Source organism: Pseudomonas kulmbachensis (assembly GCF_963681935.1).
GTDB classification, from domain to species: Bacteria; Pseudomonadota; Gammaproteobacteria; order Pseudomonadales; family Pseudomonadaceae; genus Aquipseudomonas; species Aquipseudomonas kulmbachensis.
This window is the reverse complement of sequence record NZ_OY817088.1, coordinates 284,976-310,363: the sequence shown is the minus strand read 5'-3', so window position 1 is coordinate 310,363 and position 25,388 is coordinate 284,976. Positions and strand designations below refer to the sequence as shown.

Genomic DNA, 25,388 nt, shown 5'->3' with positions numbered 1-25,388 from the left:
TTAGGCAAACACCTGCAAGCTGCCCGGCGGCAGGGCGACAAAGATGTCCGGGGCGCCGAGCCGCGGCAGGTCCTGACTGCCGACTTCAGCTGTCAGCGCGTGGCCCGGCAAATGGTTGAGTTCAAAACTCATGCGGCAGCGATTACCGAGAAAGGTGATTTCCCGCACCCGAGCCGGGAACAGATTTTCCTGATGCAGAACCGGGTTCACGCTGATGGCTTCGGGGCGGCAGAACAGGCGGCCCGAGGCGGCACGTCCGGCATCGTCTGCCAAGCGCATGCTCATCCCGCCTACCTGGGCGTGACTGGCGCTGTTGCGCTGGAACGGCAGCCAGTTACCCTGGCCGACAAACTCGGCGACAAACGGGGTGGCGGGTTTATCGTAGATTTCTTGCGGGGTAGCGTATTGCTCGACCTTGCCGTTGTTCATCACGGCGATGCGGTCGGCCATCAGCATGGCTTCGTCCTGATTGTGGGTCACCATCAATGTGGTGATACCCAGGCTGCGCTGCAATTGGCGCAGTTCGGTACACAGGTGCTCGCGAACCCGGGCATCGAGGGCCGACATCGGCTCATCGAGCAACAGCAAGGAGGGCGCTGGCGCCAAGGCTCGGGCCAGTGCAACACGCTGCTGCTGGCCACCGGAAAGCTGGCCCGGGAATTTCTTTTCACTGCCGGTCAAGCCCACCAGCTCCAGCATGTCGCCAACGCGTTTGCGCACCACATCGCGATTGCTGCCCGCCAGGCCGTAGGCGATATTGGCTTCAACAGTCAGATTGGGAAACAGGGCGTAGGACTGGAACAGAATTCCGTAGTCGCGGGCTTGAGGTGCAAGCTCAGACACATCGCGCTCACCCAGATACAAGGCGCCGTTGTCCTGGCGCTCAAGCCCGGCGATGCAACGCAGCAACGTGGTTTTGCCGCAACCGGAGGGCCCGAGCAGGCACACCAGCTCACCGGCGGCCACTTCCAGCGAGACGTTGTCCAGCGCGGTAAAAGCGCCAAAGCGCTTGCTCACATTGCGCACCTTCATCGGTACGCCGGGTTGGGTCAAAGCGGTTGCGTTCGAGCGGTTCATGGGTGCACCTCATCAAGCAGATGGGGCTCATCCTAGAGACGCAATGCGTACAAGATGTGGCAGCAAGGCCAAAGCTGCCGATAGTGGTATTGGTGAATTTGGGTGATCCACACTCTGTAGCCGCTGCCGAAGGCTGCGATCAAGCCCGAAGGGCTTGCGCCTGTTCAAAAACCCAAAGTCTCAGGCCGGAGCCATTTCCTGCGCCAGCCCCAGAAATGCTGCTGGCAAACGCGCGGCCTTGCGCTCTTTGAGGCAGTACAGGTACTCGTGGATAACCGGCGCACTTTCCAGGGTCAGCACTCGCAGTTGCGGGTCGTGGGGGACTTCCTGGCGGGCGATGATACTGATGCCGATATTGCGCAACACCGCCTCACGAATCGATTCCCGGCTGCCGATTTCCAACAGCGGACCAAAACTGACGCCAGCACTGGCAAGCAGTTCTTCGGTCAACTGGCGTGTGGTCGAGCCCTGTTCGCGCATCAACAGACAATGCCCGGCCAACGCGCTCAATGGCACATGGTCGAGATTGGCCAGCGGGTGATTACGATGCACCGCCAGCACCAGCGGATCGGCACCCAGTACGCGGCGAATCAGGCGCGGGTCTTCCAGCAACTGCGACGAAGCGGCAATGTCGACCCGATACTCGTCCAGCGCCTCAAGCACCTGCTGGGAGTTGCCGATATCCACCGACACGTCGATCTGCGGCAAGCGCTCGCGAAAGGCTTTAACCAGATCAAGGATGTAATACGGCGCCGTGGCGGCAATGCGCAATGTGCCAGTGCCTTGGCCGCTATTGCGCAAAAAGAACTCAATATCGGCTTCTTGCTGCAGCAGCGCCTTGACCATCGGCAGCAGGCGCACGCCCTCATCGCTCAGGGTCAGGCGCCGTCCGCCGCGATAAAACAGCTCCACGGCGTACTGGCTTTCGAGGTTACGGATCTGCGTGGTCACGGTCGGCTGGCTAAGCCCGAGCTTTTTTGCGGCCTGAGTAATGCTGCCCAGTTGGGCCACCCGGTAAAACGCTTTCAGCTCGGCACTCAGCACAGCGGCCTCTCTTGGTCTATTTGCGCAGCAGGCGCAAACCGTTGAACACCACCAACAGGCTGACGCCCATGTCGGCAAATACGGCCATCCACATGGTGGCCAACCCAAGGAAGGTTACCGCAAGAAAGATCGCTTTAATGACCAATGCCAGGGCGATGTTTTGTTTAAGGATGCTGGAAGTTTGACGTGACAGGCGAATGAATGCCGGAATTTTGCGCAGATCATCGTCCATCAGGGCTACATCTGCAGTCTCTATCGCGGTATCTGTGCCCGCCGCGGCCATCGCAAAACCAATCTCGGCGCGAGCCAGGGCCGGAGCGTCGTTGATCCCGTCACCCACCATGCCAACGTGATGCCCTTTGGCGTACAGCGCCTCAATCGCCTTGAGCTTGTCCTCCGGCAACAAGTTTCCTTGCGCTTCGTCGATCCCGACCTGTGCGGCAATAGCGCGGGCGGTGTGCGGGTTGTCGCCGGTCAGCATCAGGGTTTTGATGCCCAGCTCATGCAGCTCGCGAATCGCTTCGCGGCTGGTTTCCTTGACGGTATCTGCCACCGCGAACAACGCCATCGGACCAGAACTGTCACACAACAAGATGACGGTTTTACCTTGTTCTTCCAGCGCAAAAAGCTTCGCTTCCAGCTCGGGCGAGCACAGGCCCAGCTCTTCAACCAGACGGTGATTGCCCAAATGATAGAGCTTACCGTCGATTTCCCCGCGCACACCACGACCTGCCAGGGCGGCGAAGTTATCCACAGCGCTCAATGCCAGTTTTTTATCCACAGCCGCATTGGCCACGGCCAGTGACACAGGGTGGTCGGAGCGGCTGGCCAGGCTTGCAGCCAGCAACACCGCACTGTCGGCAAACAGCGGATCAAGCGGCAGATAGTCGGTTTGCACCGGCTTGCCGTGGGTGATGGTGCCGGTCTTGTCCAGCGCCAGAAAATCGAGTTTGTGGCCACTCTCGAGATACACCCCACCCTTGACCAGAATCCCCTTGCGGGCCGCTGCGGCCAGGCCGCTGACGATGGTTACCGGGGTCGAAATCACCAGCGCACACGGGCACGCCACCACCAACAACACCAGTGCGCGATAGATCCAGTCGAACCACACGCCGCCCATGAACAAGGGCGGGATCACAGCCACTGCCATGGCGAAAACGAACACCAGCGGGGTATAGATTTTCGCGAAGCTGTCGACGAAGCGCTGGGTCGGTGCCCGTGCACCCTGGGCTTGCTCCACAGCGTGGATGATTCGCGCCAGCGTCGAGTTGTTGGCCGCCGCTGTCACCCGGTACTCCAGGGCACCGGACTGGTTGATGGTGCCCGCGAAAACTTTATCGCCTACGGTCTTCTCGATAGGCAGGCTTTCGCCGGTGATCGGCGCCTGATCGATGGTCGAGTTGCCGGACACCACCTCACCGTCCAGGCCAATGCGCTCACCAGGCCGCACCCTTACCAAGGTGCCCAGGGCGATATCTTTGACTTCAAGCTCGACCCAACTGCCATCCGCCTGTTGCACGGTGGCCTTGTCTGGCGCCATTTGCATCAGCCCGCTGATGGCATTGCGGGCGCGGTCGAGAGATTTGGCTTCGATCAACTCGGCCACGGTAAACAGGAACATCACCATGGCCGCTTCGGGCCACTGACCGATCAGCACCGCGCCGGTCACGGCGATGCTCATCAGCGCATTGATGTTCAGGTTAAGGTTTTTCAGGGCAATCCAGCCCTTTTTGTAGGTGGTCAGACCGCCGCTGAGGATCGATACCAGTGCCACCAGCGCGATCACCCACGTAGGCGCGGCATCGGTGAAATGCAGCACTTCGGCGGCCAACGCACCCACCCCGGCTACGGCCAGCGGCCACCAGTGTTTTTTGACGGGCGGCGCAGCCGGGGCTGCATCTGTTCCCGATTCAATGGGATCGGCCTGCATGCCCAGGGATTTTATCGCCGCGATAATCGGCGCGGTCGACGGCAGGTCATGGGTCACGCCCAATACCCGGTTGATCAGGTTGAACTCCAGTTGCTGCACACCCGCCAGCTTGCCCAGCTTGTTCTGGATCAGGGTCTGCTCGGTGGGGCAGTCCATCGCTTCGATGCGAAAACTGCTCAGGCGCGCACCCGCAGTGGGAGCAGAGCCGAGCTTGATCACGCTGGGGCCCGCCGCTGCTGAACAGCAGCTATGGGCATGACTGTCGTGGTCGTGCTTCTCGCCATGATCATGTTCGTGATCGTGATCGTGATCGTGATCGTGGTGGGGCTTGTGCGGGGTGTGAATGGAGTCGCTCATCAGGTTGCGTCCGGGAAAGGTGCCTATTGCCAAGTAAAGACCCTGTAGCCACTATAGGGTCAAGCAACCTTTCGGAGATAAGTGCGATGAAAATTGGTGAGTTGGCGAAATTGACCGACTGTCAGGTCGAAACCATCCGTTATTACGAGCGCGAAGGGTTGCTGCCGGAGCCTGCACGCAGCGAGGGTAATTACCGTTTGTACACCCAGGCCCACGTTGAGCGGCTAACGTTTATCCGCAATTGCCGCAGCCTGGACATGACCCTCGAAGAGATCCGCAGCCTGCTCAATCTGCGCGACAGCCCGCAGGACCAGTGCGAAAGCGTAAATGCGCTGATCGACGAACATATTCATCACGTCAAGGCACGGGTCGACAGCTTGCTGGTCTTGCAGACACAACTGCTCGAGCTGCGCCAACGCTGTGGCGAAGGGCCGAACGGAGAACACTGCGGGATTTTGCAGCAGCTGGAAGTCAGCGGATCGGTCAGCGCGCCGGAAGGCGAGCCAAGCCATGTGGGCAGAAGCCACGGGCATTAAAGCGCCCCCCTTGTGGGAGCGAGCCTGCTCGCGAAGCGCTTGAGGGCTTCGCGAGCAGGCTCGCTCCCACAGGGGGATATCGGGGGTTTTACACCGCCATCGGCGCGGTCATCGGCGCGTGGTGCTGGTAGCCTTCGAGGCTGAAGTCACTCGGCTCAATCAGGCCCAGCCACTCTGGCTGGTACACGCCCGTCTTGGCGAATTCCGGTACGCGGTCCGAGATCACCAGTTTTGGCATCGGGAACGGTTCGCGGGTCAGTTGCTCGTTGAGCATGTCCAGGTGGTTTTCATACACATGGGCATCGCCGATAAAGTAGGTAAACCAACGCGGCGTGTACCCGGTCAGGCGACCGATCAAGCTCAGCAGTGCAGCGCCTTCGGTCAGGTTGAACGGTGTGCCTAGGCCCAAATCGTTGGAGCGGATGTAGAGGGTCAGGGAGATTTCTTTCGTCTCCACATTCGGGTGGAACTGGTACAGCAGATGGCACGGCGGCAGGGCCATTTCGTCGAGCTGGGCGCAGTTCCAGCCGTGGAACAGAATACGTCGGCTGCCCGGGTCGTTGATGATGGTGTCGACACACTGACGCACCTGATCGATGGCCTTGTAGAGCACCACATAAGCCTGACCGTCTTCTTCACCTTCGGCGATCTGACGGTAGCCTTGGCTCAGGCACAACTCGATGGCAGCCTGGTTGCTGCGCTCGATTTGCTTGTAAGCAGGCCATTTGCGCCATTGCACGCCGTAGATTTCGCCAAGGTCGTCTTCACCCTGACGGAACGGGTTGGCCAGCCACTGGGCGTTTTCGTTGGCGTTCTGATCCCACACCTTACAACCCAGCGCGCGGAAATCTGCTGCGCTGTTTACCGGGCGCAAGAAACCGCACATCTCGCCGATGGCAGATTTGAACGCCATGCGCCGGGTCGTGATGGCCGGAAAACCTTCCTTGAGGTCATAGCGCAACATGGCGCCGGGCAGACTGATGGTCTTCACACCGGTACGGTTGGCTTGCAGGGTGCCGTTTTTAATGACGTTGGCAACGAGGTCGAGATATTGCTTCATGGTTTTCCTACCGTTTGAATGCAGGGCGGCGTGCGCCCTGCGATTCGAATTTAAAGCGCAGCTTTGTTAGCCGCTGAATCGCGGTGGTAAGCCCACCAGATCAGGAGCAGGCCGCCCACAATCATCGGGATACAGAGAATTTGCCCCATCGTCACCCAGCCGAACGCCAGATAGCCTAGCTGGGCATCCGGCACGCGGACGAATTCAACGATAAAGCGGAAGATGCCGTAGAACAGGGCGAACATCCCGGACACCGCCATGGTTGGCCGAGGTTTGCGCGAATACAGCCAAAGAATCAGGAACAGTGCCACACCTTCCAGCGCAAACTGGTAAAGCTGCGACGGATGGCGCGCCAACTGCTGCGGGTCGGTGGGAAAGATCATCGCCCACGGCACATCACTGGCCTTGCCCCACAATTCGGCATTGATGAAGTTGCCGATGCGCCCTGCCCCCAGACCAATCGGCACCACAGGGGCGATAAAGTCCATGATCTGGAAGAACGACTTGCCATTGCGTTTGCCGAACCACCAGACAGCCAGCATTACGCCAATCAACCCGCCGTGGAACGCCATGCCGCCTTTCCACACTTCGAAAATCAGCAGCGGGTTGGCGATGTAGGCGCTCAGGTCGTAGAACAGCACGTAACCCAAACGACCACCGACAATCACGCCCATGGCCACCCAAAACACCAGGTCAGAGAGTTTCTCTTTGGTCCAGGTCGGGTCGAAACGGTTGAGGCGGCGCGACAGGATCAGCCAAGCGGCACCAATGCCGATCAGGTACATCAAACCGTACCAATGGATTTTCAGCGGTCCGATGGCCAGTGCCACCGGGTCAATCTGCGGGTAAGGCAGCATTGCGACTCCTTGTTAGATCAGGAAACTCAAACCGACACAGAACAACAGTGCGGCAAACAGCCGTTTCAGCAGGCGTGGCGAAAGCTTGTGAGACAGTCGCGCACCAAAACGGGCGAAAAACATACTGGTCAGGGCAATCCCGAGCAGCGCCGGCAAGTAGATAAAACCGAGACTATGCGCGGGCAGGTCGGGGTTATGCCAGCCAATGATCATGAAACTTAATGCACCCACCAGCGCAATCGGCAAACCGCAGGCCGCCGAAGTCGCTACGGCTTGCTGCATCGGCACGCTGCGCCAACTGAGGAACGGCACGGTCAATGAGCCGCCACCGATACCGAAAATTGCCGAAGCCCAGCCAATCACTGTGCCAGCGATCGTCAGGCCCACTTTGCCCGGCACCGTGCCGCTGGCCTTGGGTTGCAACCCCAGGGCCATTTGTACGGCGATCACCAGGGCGAACACGCCGATGATTTTCTGCAGGTGGGGACCGGCAATGGCTTCTGCCGTGATTGCACCGATACCCGCGCCGATCAGGATGCCCAGTGTCATCCAGACAAACAGCGGCCAGCGTACGGCGCCTTTGCGGTGGTGCTCACGGATCGAGTTGATCGAGGTAAAAATGATCGTGGCCAATGACGTGCCGACGGCCAAATGGGTCAGCACCTCACTGTTAAAACCCTGCAGGGTGAAACTGAACACCAGCACCGGCACGATGATAATTCCGCCACCGACCCCGAACAGCCCGGCCAGTACGCCCGCAAAGCCTCCCAACACCAGATAGAGCAGAAATTCCATTACTCGCCCCCCAAATTTGACCCGCATGGTAACGGAGCAAGGGCTTGGGCTCCACTGCGCTGCACGGTATGGCGCGAGCCGCCTGAGCAATCTATAAGTAGTGTGGTTAAAAAAACATTAAGGACTGCCCATGTGTCTGATTGTCTTCGCTTGGCGCCCCGGCCACGCACAGCCTTTGGTCGTTGCGGCCAACCGCGATGAGTTTTATGCGCGCCCCGCCAAATCCCTTGCACAGTGGACCGATGCGCCACAGGTGTACGCTGGCCGCGACCTTGAAGCTGGCGGAACCTGGCTGGGGGTTGGTGCCGATGGGCGCTTTGCCGCCCTGACCAATATCCGTGAACCGCACAAGCCGCCTTCACGACGCTCACGTGGCGAGCTGGTGGCGGACTTTTTGACCTCAAACCTGCCAATTTCCGAGTATTTCGCACACGTTGGCCGACGTTCAGTCGACTATGCCGGGTTTAATCTTCTGCTGGGAACCCGTGATCAACTCTGGCATTTCAACTCCAGAGACTTGGCGCCACAACCGTTGAGTGCGGGGATTTATGGTTTGTCGAATGCCGGGCTGGACACTCCCTGGCCCAAACTGCTGAAGGCCAAGGCGGCGCTGGCCGAAGTGCTCGACGATCCGCAACCGCAGGCACTGCTGGCCTTGCTCAAGGATACGCAAACCGCACCGTTCAGCGAGCTGCCCGATACAGGCGTGGGGCTGGCCACGGAGAGTTTGCTGTCGAGTGTGTTTATCGCCAGCCCCAGTTACGGCACCCGCGCCAGCACGGCGTTGATCGTCAATGCTGACGGCTCAAGGTTGATGGTAGAACACAGCTTCGGGCCGCTTGGAGGGCGTTTGGGCGAGGTACAAGTACAAGCTTGAAGGCGAAAAACCTGTGTAACCGCTGTCGAGGTACTTCACGCGTGGGAGCGAGCCTGCTCGCGAAGATCATTCGCGAGCAGGCTCGCTCCCACTGGGGGCTTGACCTGGAACAGAGTATCTACACAGCTCTCGCCTCAATACGGCTTGATCGCCGCCGGATTCATCATGCGGGTCAGGCCCATGTTCTTCAGGGCCAGCTGTATGGTGCTGCGAATGACCTGCGGGTTGTCGATGGTCATCACTTCGGCCAGCAGTTCCTTGGCGCGGCTCAGGCTGACCTGGCGCAACATCCATTTCACTTTCGGCAAGTTGGTGGCGTTCATCGACAGGCTGTCAAAACCCATCGCCATCAGCAGGATCGCCGCCGCCGGATCACCGGCCATTTCACCACAGATACTCGCCGGTTTGCCTTCCGCATGGGCGTCGCGTACCACAGATTGCAGGGCTTGCAGCACCGCCGGGTGCAGGTAGTCGTACAAATCGGCCACCCGCGGGTTATTGCGGTCCACGGCCAACAGGTACTGGGTCAGGTCGTTGGAGCCCACCGACAGGAAGTCCACCTGGCGCGCCAGTTCTTTGGTCTGGTACACCGCCGCCGGGATTTCGATCATTACGCCAATCGGCGGCATCGGCACATCGGTGCCTTCGTCACGCACTTCACCCCAGGCACGGTGCAACAGGTGCAGGGCCTCTTCAAGTTCGTGGGTGCCAGAGATCATCGGCAGCAAAATACGCAGATTGTTCAGGCCTTCACTAGCCTTGAGCATGGCCCGGGCCTGAACCAGAAAGATTTCGGGGTGGTCGAGGGTGACGCGAATCCCGCGCCAGCCAAGGAACGGGTTCTCTTCCTTGATCGGGAAATACGACAGTGACTTGTCGCCGCCAATGTCCAGGCTGCGCATGGTCACCGGTTGCGGATGGAAGGCGGAAAGTTGCTCGCGATAAATCGCTAGCTGCTCCTTTTCGCTTGGAAAGCGCTGGTTGATCATGAACGGCACTTCGGTGCGGTACAGACCCACGCCTTCGGCCCCACGCTGTTGCGCACGCGCTACATCGGCCAGCAGGCCGGTGTTGACCCACAACGGCATGCGATGCCCGTCCGGGGTGATGCACGGCAGCTCACGCAGGGCATCGAGCCCTTCGGACAGCTGGCGTTCTTCTTCGACAACCTCGGCGTATTGCTTGCGCAGCACTTCGCTGGGGTTGGTGTAGACCTCGCCGTGGTAGCCGTCGACGATCATCTGGATGCCGTCGACCTTCGAGTACGGCAGGTCAACCAAGCCCATTACCGTCGGAATACCCATGGCCCGGGCCAGAATCGCCACGTGGGAGTTGCCCGAACCCAGTACTGACACCAGACCTATCAGTTTGCCCTCGGGTACTTCGCCGAGCATGGTGGCGGTCAGTTCTTCGCTGACCAGAATGGTGTTGTCGGGGTAGACCATGCTTTGCTGGCGGTCATGCTGCAAATAGGCCAGCAGGCGGCGACCGAGGTCGCGTACATCCGACGCCCGCTCACGCAGGTAGTCGTCGTCCATCAATTCAAAACGGTTGACGTGATCGGTCACCACCTGGCGCAGGGCACCCTGAGCCCACTGCCCGGTCTTGATCACATTTTTGACTTCGCTGCCCAGCGACGCATCGTCGAGCATCATCAGGTACACGTCGAACAGCGCCTGCTCTTCGGGACGCAACTGCGTAGCGAGTTTTTTAGAAACCGCACGCATGTCGTTGCGTACGCCTTCGAGAGCGGTCTTGAACAGCGCAATTTCGGCCGGGATATCGGTGATGGCCTTGTCGGGCACCACGTCCAGATCCGCCGGTGGCAGCATGACCACCGCAGTACCCACCGCCGCGCCTGGAGAACCCGGCACACCGACGAACTTGGCTTCCTGGATACCCTTGCCTTGGCGCCCCAGACCACGAATCGAACCTGTGGCTTCGGCATGGGCAATAACCCCGGCCAGCTGGGCGCTCATGGTTACCAGAAAGGCTTCTTCACCTTCGTCGAACTGACGGCGTTCCTTTTGCTGGATGACCAGAACCCCGACCACACGGCGGTGGTGGATGATCGGCGCCCCCAGGAAAGAGGCATAGCGCTCCTCTCCGGTTTCGGCAAAGTAGCGATAGCGCGGGTGATCGGCGGCGTTTTCGAGGTTCAGAGGCTCTTCACGGGTGCCCACAAGGCCCACAAGGCCTTCGTTGGGCGCCATGCTGACTTTACCGATCGAGCGCTTGTTCAAGCCCTCGGTGGCCATCAGGACAAAACGGTTGGTCTCTGGATCAAGCAAATAGACCGAGCAGACCTGGCTGCTCATGGCTTCTTTGACGCGCAACACAATAATCCCCAACGCCGCCTTGAGATCCTTGGCGGAGTTAACTTCCTGGACGATCTTGCGCAGCGTATTGAGCATGGCTCGGGGTCGAACTCCGTGTCAGGCGCGCGTTAAAAGGCGCGGGGCAAGCTCTTTGAGAGCGCGACGGTAGACCTCGCGCTTGAATGTCACCACCTGGCCCAACGGGTACCAATAACTGACCCAACGCCAGCCATCGAACTCCGGTTTACCGGTCAAATCCATCCGCACCCGCTGCTCGTTAGAGACCAGGCGCAGCAAAAACCACTTTTGCTTCTGACCGATGCACAGCGGTTGGCTGTGGGTACGCACCAGTCGTTGCGGCAAACGATAACGCAACCAGCCTCGCGTGCAGGCGAGTATTTCTACATCTTCGCGTTCAAGGCCAACTTCTTCGTTCAGCTCACGGTACAAGGCGTCTTCCGGCGTCTCATCAGGGTTGATACCTCCCTGTGGAAACTGCCAGGCGTCTTGATTGATACGGCGAGCCCAAAGTACCTGACCAGCGTCATTTGTCAGAATAATCCCGACATTAGGGCGGAAACCATCGGGGTCGATCACGGCAACAACCTCGCAAACGCATGTCGCCGCATTGTTCCACAAAGGTTGTGAAAGCAGCAACGCGCCTTCCTACCTTATGTGCACTCTTATTAAAAGACCGTATTCTTGTGGCCTTTCCTCAGACAACTCAACGGGTAACCTCAATGCGTCTGGCTTTATTCGACTTGGACAACACCCTTCTGGGCGGTGACAGCGATCACGCCTGGGGCGATTACCTGTGCCAACGGGGCATTCTCGATGGCGATGCCTACAAGGCGCGCAACGACGAGTTCTACCAGGATTACCTGGCCGGCAAGCTCGACAACGCCGCGTACCTTAACTTCAGCATGGAAATTTTTGGCCGCCATGACATGGCGCAACTGGATCAGTGGCATCGCGAATTCATGCGCGACTGCATTGAGCCACTGATGCTACCCAAGGCTCTGGCCCTGCTGGCCAAGCACCGTGATGCGGGTGACACACTGGTGATCATCACCGCCACCAACCGTGTGGTTACTGCACCCATTGCCAAAAAACTTGGCGTGGAACATCTGATTGCCACCGAGTGTGAAATCGTCGATGGCCGCTATACCGGCCGCAGCACCGACGTGCCGTGCTTCCGTGAAGGCAAAGTGACACGCCTGAACCGCTGGATCGCAGAAAACGGCTACAGCCTTGCAGACAGCTACTTCTACAGCGATTCGATGAACGACTTGCCGTTGCTGGAACAGGTTGACCATCCGGTGGCGGTAGATCCTGATCCAAACTTGCGGGCTGAAGCCATCAAGCGCGGCTGGGAAATCATCTCGCTACGCGACTGACACACAACCTGTGGGAGCGGGCTTGCTCGCGATAAGATCGCCGCGTTTTTTCTGCAAGACCGCAGTGATGCCATCGCGAGCAAGTCGAATCGTCGCACCGCCGCTCCCACACAAGCAATTGTGCTTAAACCGGCTTCGCGCCCATCAACCCCGCAATGGCGATAAAGCAGACTGCACAAAAAATCGCCAGCACCAGCGTAAACCACGGATACCTTGCCATTCGCCCCAACCGCAGGCGATTGAGGCGCACCACCAGCCACAACCAGCTCAAGCTACCCAGCAGATACAAGCAGCTGCCCATCAGCAACCATAATTGGCTCAACGGCCAACCGGCCAGGTGCACCAGAAACCAGCCACTGACCGGCAATGCCAACAAGCACAGCCCCATCAGCCCCCAAACAAAGCTCCAGGGCCGCTGCACCACACCGCCCGACAGGTTTTTATCGCCTGCCCGCCAACGCCGAATCACCAAGACCAGCAAGGCAATGGCGCTGACAAACAACAGCAGTGTCGACACGCCATGCAGCAGTTTTAACGCGGTGAACGTTTCCATTTGATTAATCCCTTGAGCCGTTCAATCAGCGTAGCGGCTATCAGCCAAGAAACAGTTGATAGGCCAGGTTATCGCTCTCATCCCAATACGGGTAACCGATTTCAGCCAGCGCCGCAGGCACCAGATGGCGTTCGTCGGCAGGGACTTGCAGACCGGCCATTACCCGACCATCAGCCGCACCGTGATTACGGTAATGGAACATCGAAATATTCCAGCGCCCACCCAGCTTGTTCAGGAAGTTGAACAGCGCACCCGGGCGCTCCGGGAACTCGAAGCGGAACAGCAATTCATCGCTGACCTTGGCCGCACGCCCACCCACCATGTGCCGAATGTGCAACTTGGCCAGTTCGTTTTCGGTCAGGTCGACCACCGGAAAGCCCTGTTCAGTCAGGCTGGCCAGCAGTGCGCTGCGCGGATCGTTTTCGGGGTGGGTCTGCACGCCGACAAAAATGTGGGCCTCGCTGCCGGTGTGGTAGCGGTAGTTGAATTCCGTGATCTGGCGCTTGCCGATCGCTTCGCAAAACGCCTTGAAGCTGCCTGGCTCTTCGGGAATGGTCACTGCAATGATGGCTTCGCGACCTTCGCCCAACTCGGCGCGCTCAGCCACATGGCGCAAGCGGTCGAAGTTGACGTTGGCGCCTGAGTCGATTGCCACCAGGGTCTGGCCGCGAACGCCGCGCTGCTCAACGTACTTCTTGATCCCGGCCACGCCCAATGCACCAGCAGGTTCGGTGATCGAGCGGGTATCGTCGAAGATATCCTTGATGGCTGCGCAGATTTCGTCGGTACTGACGGTGATAACTTCATCTACATAGTCTTTGCAGATATCGAAGGTGTGCTGACCAATCTGCCCCACCGCCACGCCGTCGGCAAAAATTCCCACCGTTGGCAGCACCACGCGCTCACCTGCCGCCATCGCGGCTTGCAGGCAGTTTGAATCATCGGGCTCGACGCCAATGATCTTGATGTCCGGACGCAGGTACTTCACGTACGCCGCAATACCGGCAATCAGCCCGCCACCGCCCACCGGGACGAAAATCGCATCCAGCGGCGCCGGGTGCTGGCGCAGAATTTCCATCGCCACGGTGCCCTGCCCGGCAATGGTGTGCGGGTCATCGTAGGGGTGAACGTAAACGTAGCCTTCCTGTTCGACCAACTTGAGCGAATAGGCCAGTGCCTCGGGGAACGAGTCGCCATGCAGAACCACAATACCGCCACGGGAGCGCACACCTTCAATCTTGATCTCGGGGGTGGTTTTAGGCATGACGATGGTGGCTTTGACACCCAGTACCTTGGCCGCAAGCGCCAGGCCTTGGGCGTGGTTGCCAGCAGAAGCCGTCACCACACCGCAAGCACGTTCGGCGTCCGTCAGGTGCATTAGCTTGTTGTAAGCGCCACGAATCTTGAACGAGTACACCGGCTGCAAGTCTTCGCGCTTGAGCAAAATCTGGTTGCCAAGGCGCAGGGTCAGCTGGTTGGCAGCTTGCAATGGGGTTTCTACGGCAACGTCATAAACGCGCGAGGTGAGGATCTTCTTAACGTACTGTTCGAGCATCGGAAAGCTTCACTGGGCGGGTGGGCAGGGACCAACGAGTCTAACCCAGCGTTTGCGCGGGCGACCATACGAATCCAAAGGTTTTAAGTGCTTGGGTTATACTTATGCCCTTTTACCCTTCCCGCCCCGGAGCCCGCATGACCCAGGATCAACTCAAACAGGCAGTAGCCCAGGCTGCTGTCGACTTCATCCTTCCAAAACTGGATGACAAGAGCATCGTTGGGGTCGGCACCGGCTCCACGGCCAACTGCTTTATCGACGCGCTGGCTCAACACAAAGGCGCATTCGACGGCGCAGTAGCCAGCTCCGAAGCTACTGCCGCTCGCCTCAAGGGCCACGGTATTCCGGTGTATGAACTAAACACGGTCAGCGACCTGGAGTTCTACGTTGATGGCGCCGATGAAAGCGACGAAAACCTGAACCTGATCAAAGGCGGTGGCGCAGCCCTGACCCGCGAAAAGATCGTTGCGGCCGTGGCCAAGACCTTTATCTGCATCGCCGATGCCAGCAAGCTGGTGCCGGTACTGGGCGCGTTCCCGCTGCCAGTTGAAGTAATCCCGATGGCCCGCAGCCACGTAGCCCGCGAGCTGGTCAAGCTCGGCGGCGACCCGGTTTACCGCGAAGGCGTGGTGACAGACAACGGCAATATCATCATCGACGTGTTCAACATGCAGATCACCAACCCGGTTGAGCTGGAGCGTCAGATCAACGCCATTGTCGGCGTCGTGACCAACGGCCTGTTCGCTGCCCGCCCGGCAGACCTGCTGTTGCTGGGCACCCCTGAAGGCGTGAAAACCCTCAGCAAGTAACCGCAAATCCTGTAGCCGCTGCCGCAGGCTGCGATAAGGGCCGCAGGGCCTTCGCTCTTCAAAAGAGCGACCCCTTCGGGCTCGATCGCAGCCTGCGGCAGCGGCTACAGAGATACTTAAAGCGTGGGAGCGAGCCTGCTCGCGAAGATCATTCGAGAGCAGGCTCGGCTTGACCTAGAACAGAGAATCTACAAGGCTGCATAGCTACGGCTTTTTGAACACGTAGAACAGATTCGGCTCACTCACCACGTACACCGTACCCTCGTCGTCCATGGTGATGCCTTCTGCTTGTGGCACTGACCGGGTCAAACCATGTTTGCCCTTTTTCAGCGACAGCGTGCTGATCGGCCGCCCTTCCAGATCCAGTTCGAGCAATAACTTCGATTCATCCGACAGCGCCAGTAAATGCCCGGTGCGTTCGTCGAACTGCAGGCTCGACAAATCCCGTACAAATATTCGCGCATCACGTCGCGGGTTAGTCACCACATGGGTGGCATAGGGTTGCTGCGGATTGTCCTGAGGAAAACCCCGGACCTCGTAGATCAGCATCGGATCGCGCTCTTTGGCCACAAACAGACGCTTGCCGACCGAGTCGTAGGCCAGGCCTTCAAAGCCCTTGTTACCTGATCGATTGAGTCCCAGCGTCAGTTGCTGCGCATCGCGGGCATCCAGCACCTGCGTATTGTCATCAACCTTTACTTTGATCAACCGTTGCTGGTGCTCATCGGTAATGACGTAGGTGTTCTCGCCAATAAACTCGACCGCTTCGGCATCGCCAAACCCGACCAGTGCAATACGCCGCAGGACTCGGCCATCTAGGGACAACTCAACCAGTTCGGCGTGTTTGTTGGTCACTGTGAACAGGGTTTTGCGCAGCGGATCGTAGGTCAGTGCCGACACGTTGTCTTCAAGCCCCTCAATCACCTTGCCTTGCACCACGGCACGGTACTCGCCCAGGTTGATCGCGTTGGGGTCGGCGGTTTGCCACAGCTGGCTTAGCTGAAACCAGCTGCGCTCAAACAGGCGCAAGTGTTGTGCGCCAAAGCCGGCGGCCACTAGAGCCACCAGCGTTATACAGAGAACAAGAGCGGTAGAACGGTTGACACGGCGCATGGGTCGAACTCTAAACAGATCAGGCGAATGAGATACCACGACTGCATGAATTCAACCTTAATCGGCGGGTTTGTTTACTGGGCCTTCTTCTCGAAGCGATAAAACAGGTTCGGCTCGCTCACCATATACAGCGTGCCGTTCTCATCAATCGCGACCCCTTCGGCCCGCGGAATGGTGTTTTTCAGGCCATTGAAACCGCCGAGCAAGGTGATGAAGCTGACCTGCTCACCCAGCTCATCGAGTTCCAGGAGCATATGCGAATCTGCCGACAGTACCAGCGTATGACCGGTGCGCGGGTCGATACTCAAGGCAGACAGGTTGCGCATGTCCAGCTCATCGCTTGGCACTTTCTGCTTGCTGCCAGTGAGTTTCTGGCTGCCGTCACTTTTCCAGACAAACAGCTGCGGCGGGCGCTCTTCGCCAAGCAACAGTTGCTGGCGACGGGGGTCCCAGGCAATCGCCTCGAAGGCCTTGTTCTGGTTCTTCGAAGGGCCCAGATCGTACTTGGGGAAGTCGGCGATATTCAGGGTTTTAGTGTCGGCATCGATGTTGATGATGCTCAACATGTGCTCACGCTCGTCAACAATCGCCAGCAGACCGTTCTCCATCACCGTCAGGCCTTCCGGGTTGCTCCAGCCCACCAGCGGGATTTTGCGCAGTACTTCGCCGTCGAGGGTCAATTCCACCAGAAGCGGGTTTTTACCCATCACCGAAAACAGCGTTTTGCTCAGAGGGTTATAGGCCAGATCCGAAGCTTCGTCCTTCTCCATCCCCGGCAACACCTTGGCATCAATCACCGCCGTATAGTTGGGCAACCACACACTTTCGTTTTGCTCGGACGAGTTCTCAAACCGCTCCAGCACCCACAACTCGCCGCGGTCATCCCAATGCATGGCCACCGTTAATCCATAGAGCAACACGCCAAGCAGCAAAAACCAGTAATACCAGCGCAGTCTGAAGCGAGAGAGTCCAGAGACGGGCGGGGTCAACTGAGGGTCTTGGGCCATTTGAATGATCTTCCGAGAAATTTGGCAACGTCTAAATATCACAAACCGGGCAAACCTACTGCCTCGCACGCACTGATTATGCAAATGACCTGTGAAATTAATGGTAAAAAACCACCAACCCGTCATGGCACTGGCCCTTCCTGATTGAACGAGTGATATGACCTGCCCGTTCAAACACGTTTAAAACATTAATCAAACCGCAAGAAAACGCTTCAGTTTCCGTCCCTGACACCTGTAACTTAACTATTGAGATAAACCGCACATACCTCATATAACTTTACAGACTACTTGCTCACAACCACGACACTAACATTCTCTAAACACTTATATAAAAGCATCCAGCCAGTAGGATATTTCCGAATAACCCAACGACAATTACATTCGTTCCATTCTGCCTTGACACTTATAGCCATAGCCTCTTATCTAATAAAACCGCTCTGGCCCGCATCCAAAGTAATCATTCATCGCACAGCCTCTGTGACATCAGCGTCAGGCCACTGCACCAAAGCCATCACGGGCTCCTTTGGCACTCGCCTCTGCCTGCGAAAACCGTCTGTGCAGACCTGTGCCGTACCCTTACACACTGGAAAGGAATCTTTATATATGCCCTTTACCTCATGCATCAACAAACTGACGGCCCCTGCACTTCCGAACCCCGGCAAGCCTACTATCTGCGCGCGAGCCGCCGAACACTTGCTTATTACAATAGCCCCCTACAAAAACATGGAAGAAGGCGATCTTGTTGAGTTGTTCTGGGACGGCTGCTATGTAACATCACAGCAACTTGTCAAGCTCGATGTCGGCCAACCCGTTTTATTAAGAGTGCCACAGAGTTTTATTCAAAATGGTGTGGCGCGCCTTTATTATCGGGTCATGCATATCGGCAGCAGCCCGGCACTGTCAGCGCAACTTAAAGTCCTTGTCAAACTTGACTGCCCTGGTGGAGAGGCCATCGGTGAAGAAAATCAGGGACTTGCCCCACTCATGATCCCCGAGCCGATTCAGCGCTACGGGGTTAACCCCAGCCAGATGAAACGCGGCGTACCGGTGATTATCGAGCCTTACCGCAACATGGCCTGTGAAGACGCAATCACTCTGCTCTGGGGCGACGTGCGCCTGGACCTACCCATATTGCGCAAGGCGGATGTCGACAAACCCGTCTGCGTGTTCGTCCCCCCGTACATCATTCAGGAAGCCGGCGAAGACCCCAAACTGGAAGTCACCTACTGCGTGATTGACCGTGTGGGTAACAATTCGCGCTGGGCTCCCGCACGAATGCTCAAGGTGGGCGCCCCAAAACTCTATATTAACCCCGCCCCACGGGAGGTGCTGCGCGCTGCGGAACCCCGACCCAACTGGCGTAGCTGACCCGTGCAGGACTGAAAAAACATCTATTCATATTCCTAAAAGTTAGTTCTTTTAATTTTTATACTCGATTAGGGTATATGAACCGGACCACCGGACTCTCAGCTTTTATCCGCGCCGCTCAAGCGGCGCTCCCATGAAACGTGAGGTAGGTATGGTCCGTAACACAATCACCCTTGTGCATAACGCCAGGGCATTGAGTGCAGCCAAGGAGCGGTACTAATGTCCAATTTGGCCAATGCACACCTGCAGAGTGACCTGGATGTCGCGCCTCTGTTGCTGGCAGCGCATGTTCTGCGCACCGACAACGAAGCCCTTGAAGCCGCCCGTACACTGGCTGCCAACGCCCGAGAGCACGCAGCCAAGCGCGACCGGCAACGTAAACTGCCGTGGTCGCTTATAGAAGAGTTCACCCGTAGCGGCCTGGGCAGTATCTCGATTGCTCGTGAATTTGGCGGGCCACAGGTGTCGTTCGTGACCCTGGCTGAAGTGTTCGCGATCATCTCGGCAGCCGACCCGGCGCTGGGGCAGATTCCGCAGAATCAGGTAGGCATTCTCAGTCTGATTTCGGCCACCGCGACCCAACCGCAAAAAGAGCAGTTGTTCGCCAGCGTGCTGCAAGGCTGGCGCATCGGTAATGCCGGGCCGGAGCGCGGCAACAAAAACACCCTCGAATTGAAGGCTCGCATCACCGCAGATGGCGACGATTTCGTTATTAGCGGTCAGAAGTTTTACTCAACCGGTGCCTTATTTGCCCACTGGATCGCGGTAAAGGCCCTCAACGATGATGGCAAGCAGATCATTGCCTTTGTTCGTCGCGGTACTCCAGGCTTGCGCGTCGTCGATGACTGGTCCGGCTTTGGCCAGCGCACCACCGCCAGCGGTACCGTATTGCTCAACAACGTGCGGGTCGAAGCCGAGCTGGTGGTCGACAACTGGCGCCTGGGCGAAACCCCGCATATTCAAGGCGCCGTGTCGCAGTTGATCCAGGCGGCCATCGACCTGGGCATCGCTCGCGGTGCCATTGCCGACACTATCAGCTTTGTACGCGAACGCTCGCGCCCATGGATCGACGCCAAGGTCGAACGCAACAGCGATGACCCCTATGTGATCGCCGACATCGGCAAGTTGCACATTGAACTGCACGCCGCCGAAGCGTTGCTGCGCAAAGCCGGCCGGGTACTCGATGAAGTCAGTGCCGCGCCGATCGATGCTCCTGCCGCTGCACGTGCCTCGATTGCCGTGGCCGAAGCCAAGGTAGTGACCACCGAGCTGTCATTGCTGGCCAGCGAAAAGCTCTTCGAACTGGCCGGTAGCCGCGCCAGTCTCGCTGAATTCAACCTCGATCGTCACTGGCGCAATGCCCGGGTGCATACCCTGCACGACCCGGTGCGTTGGAAATACCACGCCATCGGCGCTTTTCGCCTCAACGGCACCCTACCTGCCCGGCATTCCTGGATCTGACCCTGGAGATACCCATGTCACTGATTTCCAAACAGGTCCCGGTTATCCACAGCGATGCCGAGGCCTTGCGCGTGGCCCGCGAACTGGCGGCGCATTTCAAGCGCGACAGCGCCCTGCGCGACCGCGAACGCCGCCTGCCCTTTGATGAGCTTGAACTGTTTTCCCACACTGGCCTGTGGGGCATCACCGTGCCCAAGGCCTACGGCGGCGCGGGCGTTTCCAACGTTACGCTGGCGCAGGTGGTGGCACTGATCGCCGCAGCTGACGCCTCGCTTGGGCAAATCCCGCAAAACCACTTCTATGCTCTCGAAGTCCTGCGGGTGAATGGCAGCCACGAGCAAAAACAGCGCCTTTATGCCGAAGTCCTGGCCGGGCAACGTTTCGGCAATGCCCTGGCTGAAATCGGCACCAAAACCGCCCATGATCGCACCACCCACTTGGCCAGGGCCGAACACGGCTATCGCATCACCGGCCGCAAGTTCTACGCCACCGGCGCACTGTATGCGCAGCGTATTCCTACATCGGTTGTGGACGACGACGGCATCCAGCATCTGGCGTTTGTACACCGTGACAGCGACGGCCTGAGCGTGATCGACGACTGGAGCGGCTTTGGCCAGCGCACCACGGGCAGCGGCTCGGTGGTGTTCGACAACGTTCTGGTCGCAGCCCAGGACGTGATCCCGTTTCAAAGCGCATTTGAGCGCCCGACCCCGGTTGGCCCGCTGGCGCAGATTCTGCACGCAGCCATCGACACCGGTATCGCCCGCGCCGCCTTTGAAGATGCACTGCATTTTGTGCGCACCAAAACCCGGCCCTGGATCGACGCCACCAGCGATATTGCCAGTGAAGACCCACTGACCCTGAAAAGCTTCGGCCACTTGAGTGTGCGTTTGCATGCCGCCGAAGCCTTGCTGGAGCGCGCGGGGGAATTTCTCGACAGTGCCCAGAGCAACCCCACGGCCAGCACGGTGGCCGCCGCATCGATTGCCGTTGCCGAGGCGCGAGCCATCAGCACCGAAATCTCGCTGGCCGCGGGCAGCACCCTGTTTGAACTGGCCGGCAGCCAGGCCACCCTGGCCGAACACGGACTTGACCGCCACTGGCGCAACGCACGCGTCCATACGCTGCATGACCCGGTACGCTGGAAGTACCACGCGGTAGGTAATTACTACCTCAACGATGCCAACCCGCCATTGCGGGGGACCATCTGATGAGCAAAAAGAAAATCCTCATCAATGCCTTCAACATGAACTGCATTGGCCATATCAACCACGGGCTGTGGACGCACCCACGGGACAACTCGACCACCTTCAATACCCTGGAGTACTGGACAGAACTGGCGCAGTTGCTGGAGCGCGGACTGTTTGATGGGCTGTTTATCGCCGACATCGTGGGCGTGTATGACGTTTATCAGCAATCGGTCGATGTTCCGCTAAAAGAGGCGATCCAACTACCGGTCAACGACCCGTTGCTACTGGTTTCGGCCATGGCGGCTGTCACCAAAAACCTCGGCTTTGGCCTAACTGCAAACCTTACTTACGAAGCGCCGTATTTGTTCGCACGCCGCATGTCGACCCTCGATCACCTGACCCGTGGCCGCGTGGGCTGGAACATCGTCACCGGCTACCTCGACAGCGCAGCCAAGGCCATGGGCCTGACCGAGCAGGTCGAACACGACCGTCGTTACGATCAGGCCGATGAGTACCTGCAGGTGTTGTACAAGCTCTGGGAAGGCAGCTGGGAAAACGGCGCGGTGCTCAATGACCCGGTGCAGCGCATCTACGCCCAGCCCGACAAAGTGCACAAGATCAAGCATGCCGGGGAGTTCTATCAGGTGGAGGGCTATCACCTCTGCGAGCCGTCGCCCCAGCGCACCCCGGTGCTGTTTCAGGCGGGCAGCTCGGATCGCGGCCTGGTGTTTGCCGGGCGCCATGCCGAGTGCGTGTTTATCAGCGGCCAGACCAAGGCGGCGACCAAAGTGCAGGTCGACAAGGTTCGCGCCAGCGCCGTGGCGGCAGGCCGCAACCCGGACGATATCAAGCTGTTTATGGGCCTGAACGTGATCGTTGCACCGACCGAGGCCCAGGCACTGGCCAAGCGTGACGAGTACCTGAGCTATGCCAGCGCCGAAGCCGGAGTGGCGCATTTCTCCAGTTCCACAGGCATCGATTTTGCTGATTACGAACTGGACGAACCGATCCAGTACGTGAAAAACAACGCGATTCAGTCGGCAACCAAAGTGCTGCAAAACAACGACTGGACCCGCCGCAAATTGCTCGAACAGCACGCGCTGGGCGGACGTTACATCACCTTGGTGGGCTCGCCGGAACACGTCGCCGATGAGCTGGAGTCATGGATCGCTGAAACCGGCCTCGACGGCTTCAACCTGACCCGCATCGTCACCCCTGAGAGCTACGTCGACTTTATCGATCTGGTGGTGCCCGAGCTGCAACGCAGGGGTTCCTACAAGACGGCTTATGACACCGGCAGCCTGCGACAAAAACTGTTTACCGACGGCGCTGCGCATTTGCCCGAGCGCCATACCGGTGCGGCCTTCAGACACAACCCATAACCCTTCTTTATTTGTATTTGTGGGAGCGGGCTTGCTCGCGATGGCATCACTGCGGTTTGCCTGAAGCACCGCGTTGCCTGAATCGCGAGCAAGCCCGCTCCCACAGAGATACAAAATCCGACACGTTGACAGGACACCTCTTATGAACAAAAAGCACGCACTGGTTCTGGCCCTCGGGCTGTTGAGCGGTATTGCCCACGCCGCCGAAAAACCGCTCAAGGTAGGCACTACCGCCGCCTTTGCAATCCCGCTGGAAACCGCTGTGGCCGAGGCTGACAAGCAAGGGCTCAAGGTCGAGCTGGTGGAGTTCACCGACTGGATCGCGCCCAATGTCAGCCTGGCCAGTGGCGATATCGACGTGAACTACTTCCAGCACATTCCGTTTTTGGAAAACGCCAAGACCGCCGCCGGGTTTGATCTGGTGCCCTACGCCAAAGGCATCATCAACAACGTGGGCCTGTATTCGAAAAAGTACAAAAGCCTCGACGCCCTGCCTGAAGGCGCCACCGTCGCCATTGCCAACGATCCGATCAACAGCGGCCGCGGCCTGCAACTGCTGGCCAAGGCCGGGCTGATCACCCTCAAACCTGGGGTTGGTTACAAGGCCACCGAAGAAGACATCATCGCCAACCCGAAGAAGATCAAAATCCTGCAGGTAGAAGCCGTGCAACTGGTGCGTGCCTACGATGATGCCGACCTGGTGCAGGGCTATCCGGCCTACATTCGCCTGTCCAAAACCTTCGACGCCGAGTCAGCGTTGCTGTTCGATGGCATCGATCACCCCGAGTACGTGATTCAGTTCGTGATCCAGCCCAAGAACAAGGACGACCCGCGTCTGGCCAAGTTCATCGACATCTACCAGCATTCCCCCGTGGTCAAGGCCTCGCTGGATAAAACCTACGGCACCCTGTACCAGCCAGGCTGGGGAGGCTGATCATGAATGTGGCTATTGCTCGCGAACGACTCGAACAGCCGCAGCCCAGTGCGAACCATACCGAGCTGCACCCCGAGCTGAGCCACGCCCATGTGCGTTTTATCGGTATCGGCAAAACCTATGACGGCCGCCAGGGCCCGGTTGAGGCCCTCAAAGGTATCGATCTGGCGATTCAACGCGGGGAAATCTTCGGCATTATTGGCCGCAGCGGCGCCGGTAAATCGTCGCTGATTCGCACCATCAACCGCCTGGAGCAACCCAGCAGTGGCCGGATTCTGATTGATCAGGTCGATATCGCTGGCTTTAACGAAGACAAGCTGGTCGCCCTGCGCCGCAAGATCGGCATGATCTTCCAGCACTTCAACCTGATGTCGGCCAAGACCGTGTGGCAAAACGTCGAACTGCCGCTAAAGGTGGCGGGCGTCCCCAAGCTGCAACGCGAACAAAAAGTCCGGGAACTGCTGGAACTGGTAGGCCTGCAAGACAAGCACACGGCCTACCCGGCGCAACTGTCGGGCGGGCAAAAACAGCGCGTCGGCATTGCCCGTGCGCTGGTTCACGACCCAGCGATTTTGCTCTGCGACGAAGCCACTTCGGCCCTGGACCCGGAAACCACGCAGTCGATTCTCGGCTTGCTGCGCGAGATCAATCAGCGCCTGGGCCTGACCATCATTCTGATCACCCACGAAATGGCCGTGATCCGCGATATTTGCCACCGCGTGGTGGTGCTTGAACAAGGTCGGGTGGTCGAGCAAGGGCAGGTGTGGCAAGTGTTCGGCGACCCGCAGCATGAGGTCAGCAAGACCCTGCTCGCCCCCTTGCAAGACACCCTGCCAGAAGCCTTGCAGGGCCGTATCACCGCGCAGCCCCTGTCTGCGCAATCAAGCGTGATCCTGCGACTGCGCTTTACCGGAGGTCAGGAGCCCGATCTTGGTGCATTGTTCAGCGCCCTCGGTGGCCAGGTGCGGTTGCTGCACGGCGGGGTCGAACACATTCAGGGGCATGCCCTGGGCCAACTGCTGCTCAGCGTGACCAGCACCTCACTCGGCGCGGACGAGCTACGCAAGCGCGCCAAACAATGGGCACAACACGTCGAGGTAGTAGGCTATGGGATTTGACCGTTTGTGGCAGGGGGTGATCGACACCTTCCTGATGGTCGGCGTGTCATCGCTGATCGCGCTGATTCTGGGCATTCCGCTGGCGGTGATTCTGGTCACCAGCGGCAAGGGTGGCATTTATGAGGCTCCGACGCTGAACAAGGCATTGGGTGCGTTCGTGAATCTTTTTCGCTCAATCCCATTTCTGATTTTGATGGTAGCGCTAATCCCGTTTACTCGCCTGATTGTGGGTACTACCTACGGCGTATGGGCGGCGGTCGTACCGCTAACCATCGCGGCAACCCCGTTTTTTGCCCGAATTGCCGAAGTCAGCCTGCGTGAGGTCGATCACGGATTGATCGAAGCCGCCCAGGCTATGGGCTGTAAGCGTCATCACATCATCTGGCACGTGCTGTTGCCTGAAGCCTTACCCGGTATCGTCGGCGGTTTCACCATCACCCTGGTAACGATGATCAACTCTTCGGCCATGGCCGGTGCGATTGGCGCAGGCGGTTTGGGCGACATCGCGTACCGCTACGGCTATCAGCGCTTTGATTCACAAGTGATGCTAACAGTGATCGTATTGCTGGTGATTCTGGTGGCCGTGATTCAACTCGGCGGCGACCGCCTGGCCCTGGCACTGAACAAACGCTGAGGTATAGTCGGCGGTC

23 protein-coding genes are annotated in these 25,388 nt (G+C 58.6%); 11 read left to right on the top strand and 12 right to left on the bottom strand.

The features are described from left to right. From U5A05_RS01555 to U5A05_RS01545, 3 genes are all read right to left on the bottom strand, one after another. Complete coding sequence (locus tag U5A05_RS01555; protein WP_261740534.1) at nt 1-1,077, bottom strand: putative 2-aminoethylphosphonate ABC transporter ATP-binding protein; 1,077 nt, start codon at nt 1,075-1,077, stop codon at nt 1-3. Nucleotides 1,078-1,257: 180 nt separating this feature from the next. Further along, complete coding sequence (locus tag U5A05_RS01550) at nt 1,258-2,121, bottom strand: LysR family transcriptional regulator (RefSeq protein ID WP_261740533.1); 864 nt, start codon at nt 2,119-2,121, stop codon at nt 1,258-1,260. Nucleotides 2,122-2,137: 16 nt separating this feature from the next. Next, on the bottom strand, nt 2,138-4,408 hold the full coding sequence (locus U5A05_RS01545; protein ID WP_261740532.1) for a heavy metal translocating P-type ATPase: 2,271 nt from the start codon (nt 4,406-4,408) through the stop codon (nt 2,138-2,140). 86 nt (nt 4,409-4,494) lie between these two features. On the opposite strand from U5A05_RS01545, the gene cadR reads away from it, so the two are divergent. After that, nucleotides 4,495-4,944: a Cd(II)/Pb(II)-responsive transcriptional regulator gene (gene cadR / locus U5A05_RS01540; protein WP_261740531.1), complete on the top strand. Its 450-nt coding sequence runs from the start codon at nt 4,495-4,497 to the stop codon at nt 4,942-4,944. A gap of 88 nt (nt 4,945-5,032) precedes the next feature. Here the strand turns inward: cadR and U5A05_RS01535 are convergent, their stop codons facing one another. The 3 genes from U5A05_RS01535 to U5A05_RS01525 are packed head-to-tail and all read right to left on the bottom strand — an operon-like array spanning nt 5,033 to nt 7,656. Beyond that, nucleotides 5,033-6,004 (bottom strand): thymidylate synthase, encoded by a 972-nt coding sequence (locus U5A05_RS01535; RefSeq protein ID WP_048361300.1) that lies wholly within the window; start codon nt 6,002-6,004, stop codon nt 5,033-5,035. Between the two features lie 50 nt (nt 6,005-6,054). Next, on the bottom strand, nt 6,055-6,861 hold the full coding sequence (gene lgt / locus U5A05_RS01530; RefSeq protein ID WP_261740530.1) for a prolipoprotein diacylglyceryl transferase: 807 nt from the start codon (nt 6,859-6,861) through the stop codon (nt 6,055-6,057). Between the two features lie 12 nt (nt 6,862-6,873). Then, the gene (locus U5A05_RS01525; RefSeq protein WP_321835374.1) at nt 6,874-7,656 is read right to left on the bottom strand and encodes a sulfite exporter TauE/SafE family protein; all 783 of its coding nucleotides are present in this window, start codon (nt 7,654-7,656) and stop codon (nt 6,874-6,876) included. Between the two features lie 130 nt (nt 7,657-7,786). On the opposite strand from U5A05_RS01525, the gene U5A05_RS01520 reads away from it, so the two are divergent. Beyond that, complete coding sequence (locus U5A05_RS01520; protein WP_261740528.1) at nt 7,787-8,533, top strand: NRDE family protein; 747 nt, start codon at nt 7,787-7,789, stop codon at nt 8,531-8,533. Between the two features lie 134 nt (nt 8,534-8,667). Here U5A05_RS01520 and ptsP read toward each other — a convergent pair whose 3' ends face one another. Together ptsP and U5A05_RS01510 are read right to left on the bottom strand one after the other, a co-directional pair. Next, a complete protein-coding gene (ptsP, locus tag U5A05_RS01515; RefSeq protein ID WP_321835372.1) occupies nt 8,668-10,947 on the bottom strand; it encodes a phosphoenolpyruvate--protein phosphotransferase in 2,280 nt (759 codons plus the stop codon). Nucleotides 10,948-10,968: 21 nt separating this feature from the next. After that, nucleotides 10,969-11,448 carry an RNA pyrophosphohydrolase gene (locus tag U5A05_RS01510; protein ID WP_019828104.1) on the bottom strand — a complete coding sequence of 160 codons (480 nt, stop codon included), beginning with the start codon at nt 11,446-11,448 and terminating at the stop codon, nt 10,969-10,971. Between the two features lie 143 nt (nt 11,449-11,591). Here U5A05_RS01510 and U5A05_RS01505 point away from each other — a divergent pair, with 143 nt between their 5' ends. After that, nucleotides 11,592-12,248 carry a histidinol-phosphatase gene (locus U5A05_RS01505; protein ID WP_261740526.1) on the top strand — a complete coding sequence of 219 codons (657 nt, stop codon included), beginning with the start codon at nt 11,592-11,594 and terminating at the stop codon, nt 12,246-12,248. A gap of 124 nt (nt 12,249-12,372) precedes the next feature. Here U5A05_RS01505 and U5A05_RS01500 read toward each other — a convergent pair whose 3' ends face one another. Further along, nucleotides 12,373-12,801 carry a DUF2269 domain-containing protein gene (locus tag U5A05_RS01500; RefSeq protein ID WP_261740525.1) on the bottom strand — a complete coding sequence of 143 codons (429 nt, stop codon included), beginning with the start codon at nt 12,799-12,801 and terminating at the stop codon, nt 12,373-12,375. Between the two features lie 40 nt (nt 12,802-12,841). Continuing rightward, entirely contained in the window at nt 12,842-14,356 is a 1,515-nt protein-coding gene (gene ilvA, locus U5A05_RS01495; RefSeq protein ID WP_321835365.1) for a threonine ammonia-lyase, biosynthetic, read from the bottom strand. Nucleotides 14,357-14,493: 137 nt separating this feature from the next. Here ilvA and rpiA point away from each other — a divergent pair, with 137 nt between their 5' ends. Then, complete coding sequence (rpiA, locus tag U5A05_RS01490; protein ID WP_048361307.1) at nt 14,494-15,165, top strand: ribose-5-phosphate isomerase RpiA; 672 nt, start codon at nt 14,494-14,496, stop codon at nt 15,163-15,165. 204 nt (nt 15,166-15,369) lie between these two features. Here rpiA and U5A05_RS01485 read toward each other — a convergent pair whose 3' ends face one another. Both U5A05_RS01485 and U5A05_RS01480 read right to left on the bottom strand, forming a co-directional pair. Next, a complete protein-coding gene (locus U5A05_RS01485) occupies nt 15,370-16,278 on the bottom strand; it encodes an SdiA-regulated domain-containing protein (protein ID WP_261740522.1) in 909 nt (302 codons plus the stop codon). A 74-nt stretch (nt 16,279-16,352) separates the two neighbouring features. Further along, entirely contained in the window at nt 16,353-17,285 is a 933-nt protein-coding gene (locus tag U5A05_RS01480; protein ID WP_321835361.1) for an SdiA-regulated domain-containing protein, read from the bottom strand. Nucleotides 17,286-17,888: 603 nt separating this feature from the next. Here U5A05_RS01480 and U5A05_RS01475 point away from each other — a divergent pair. The 7 genes from U5A05_RS01475 (at nt 17,889) to U5A05_RS01445 (ending at nt 25,372) form a co-directional block, all read left to right on the top strand. Then, on the top strand, nt 17,889-18,653 hold the full coding sequence (locus U5A05_RS01475) for a hypothetical protein (protein ID WP_261740520.1): 765 nt from the start codon (nt 17,889-17,891) through the stop codon (nt 18,651-18,653). A gap of 219 nt (nt 18,654-18,872) precedes the next feature. Continuing rightward, nucleotides 18,873-20,114: an SfnB family sulfur acquisition oxidoreductase gene (locus tag U5A05_RS01470; protein WP_321835358.1), complete on the top strand. Its 1,242-nt coding sequence runs from the start codon at nt 18,873-18,875 to the stop codon at nt 20,112-20,114. A 14-nt stretch (nt 20,115-20,128) separates the two neighbouring features. Further along, on the top strand, nt 20,129-21,325 hold the full coding sequence (locus tag U5A05_RS01465) for an SfnB family sulfur acquisition oxidoreductase (protein WP_321835356.1): 1,197 nt from the start codon (nt 20,129-20,131) through the stop codon (nt 21,323-21,325). Next, nucleotides 21,325-22,686, top strand: a complete 1,362-nt coding sequence (locus tag U5A05_RS01460) for an LLM class flavin-dependent oxidoreductase (protein ID WP_321835355.1) — start codon at nt 21,325-21,327, stop codon at nt 22,684-22,686. The genes U5A05_RS01465 and U5A05_RS01460 overlap by 1 nt, the downstream gene beginning before the upstream one ends. A 142-nt stretch (nt 22,687-22,828) precedes the next feature. After that, nucleotides 22,829-23,620: a MetQ/NlpA family ABC transporter substrate-binding protein gene (locus tag U5A05_RS01455; RefSeq protein WP_261740516.1), complete on the top strand. Its 792-nt coding sequence runs from the start codon at nt 22,829-22,831 to the stop codon at nt 23,618-23,620. 2 nt (nt 23,621-23,622) lie between these two features. Then, nucleotides 23,623-24,738 (top strand): methionine ABC transporter ATP-binding protein, encoded by a 1,116-nt coding sequence (locus U5A05_RS01450; protein ID WP_321835352.1) that lies wholly within the window; start codon nt 23,623-23,625, stop codon nt 24,736-24,738. Then, nucleotides 24,728-25,372 (top strand): methionine ABC transporter permease, encoded by a 645-nt coding sequence (locus U5A05_RS01445; RefSeq protein ID WP_261740514.1) that lies wholly within the window; start codon nt 24,728-24,730, stop codon nt 25,370-25,372. Before U5A05_RS01450 ends, U5A05_RS01445 begins: the two co-directional genes overlap by 11 nt. Nucleotides 25,373-25,388: the final 16 nt, after the last annotated feature.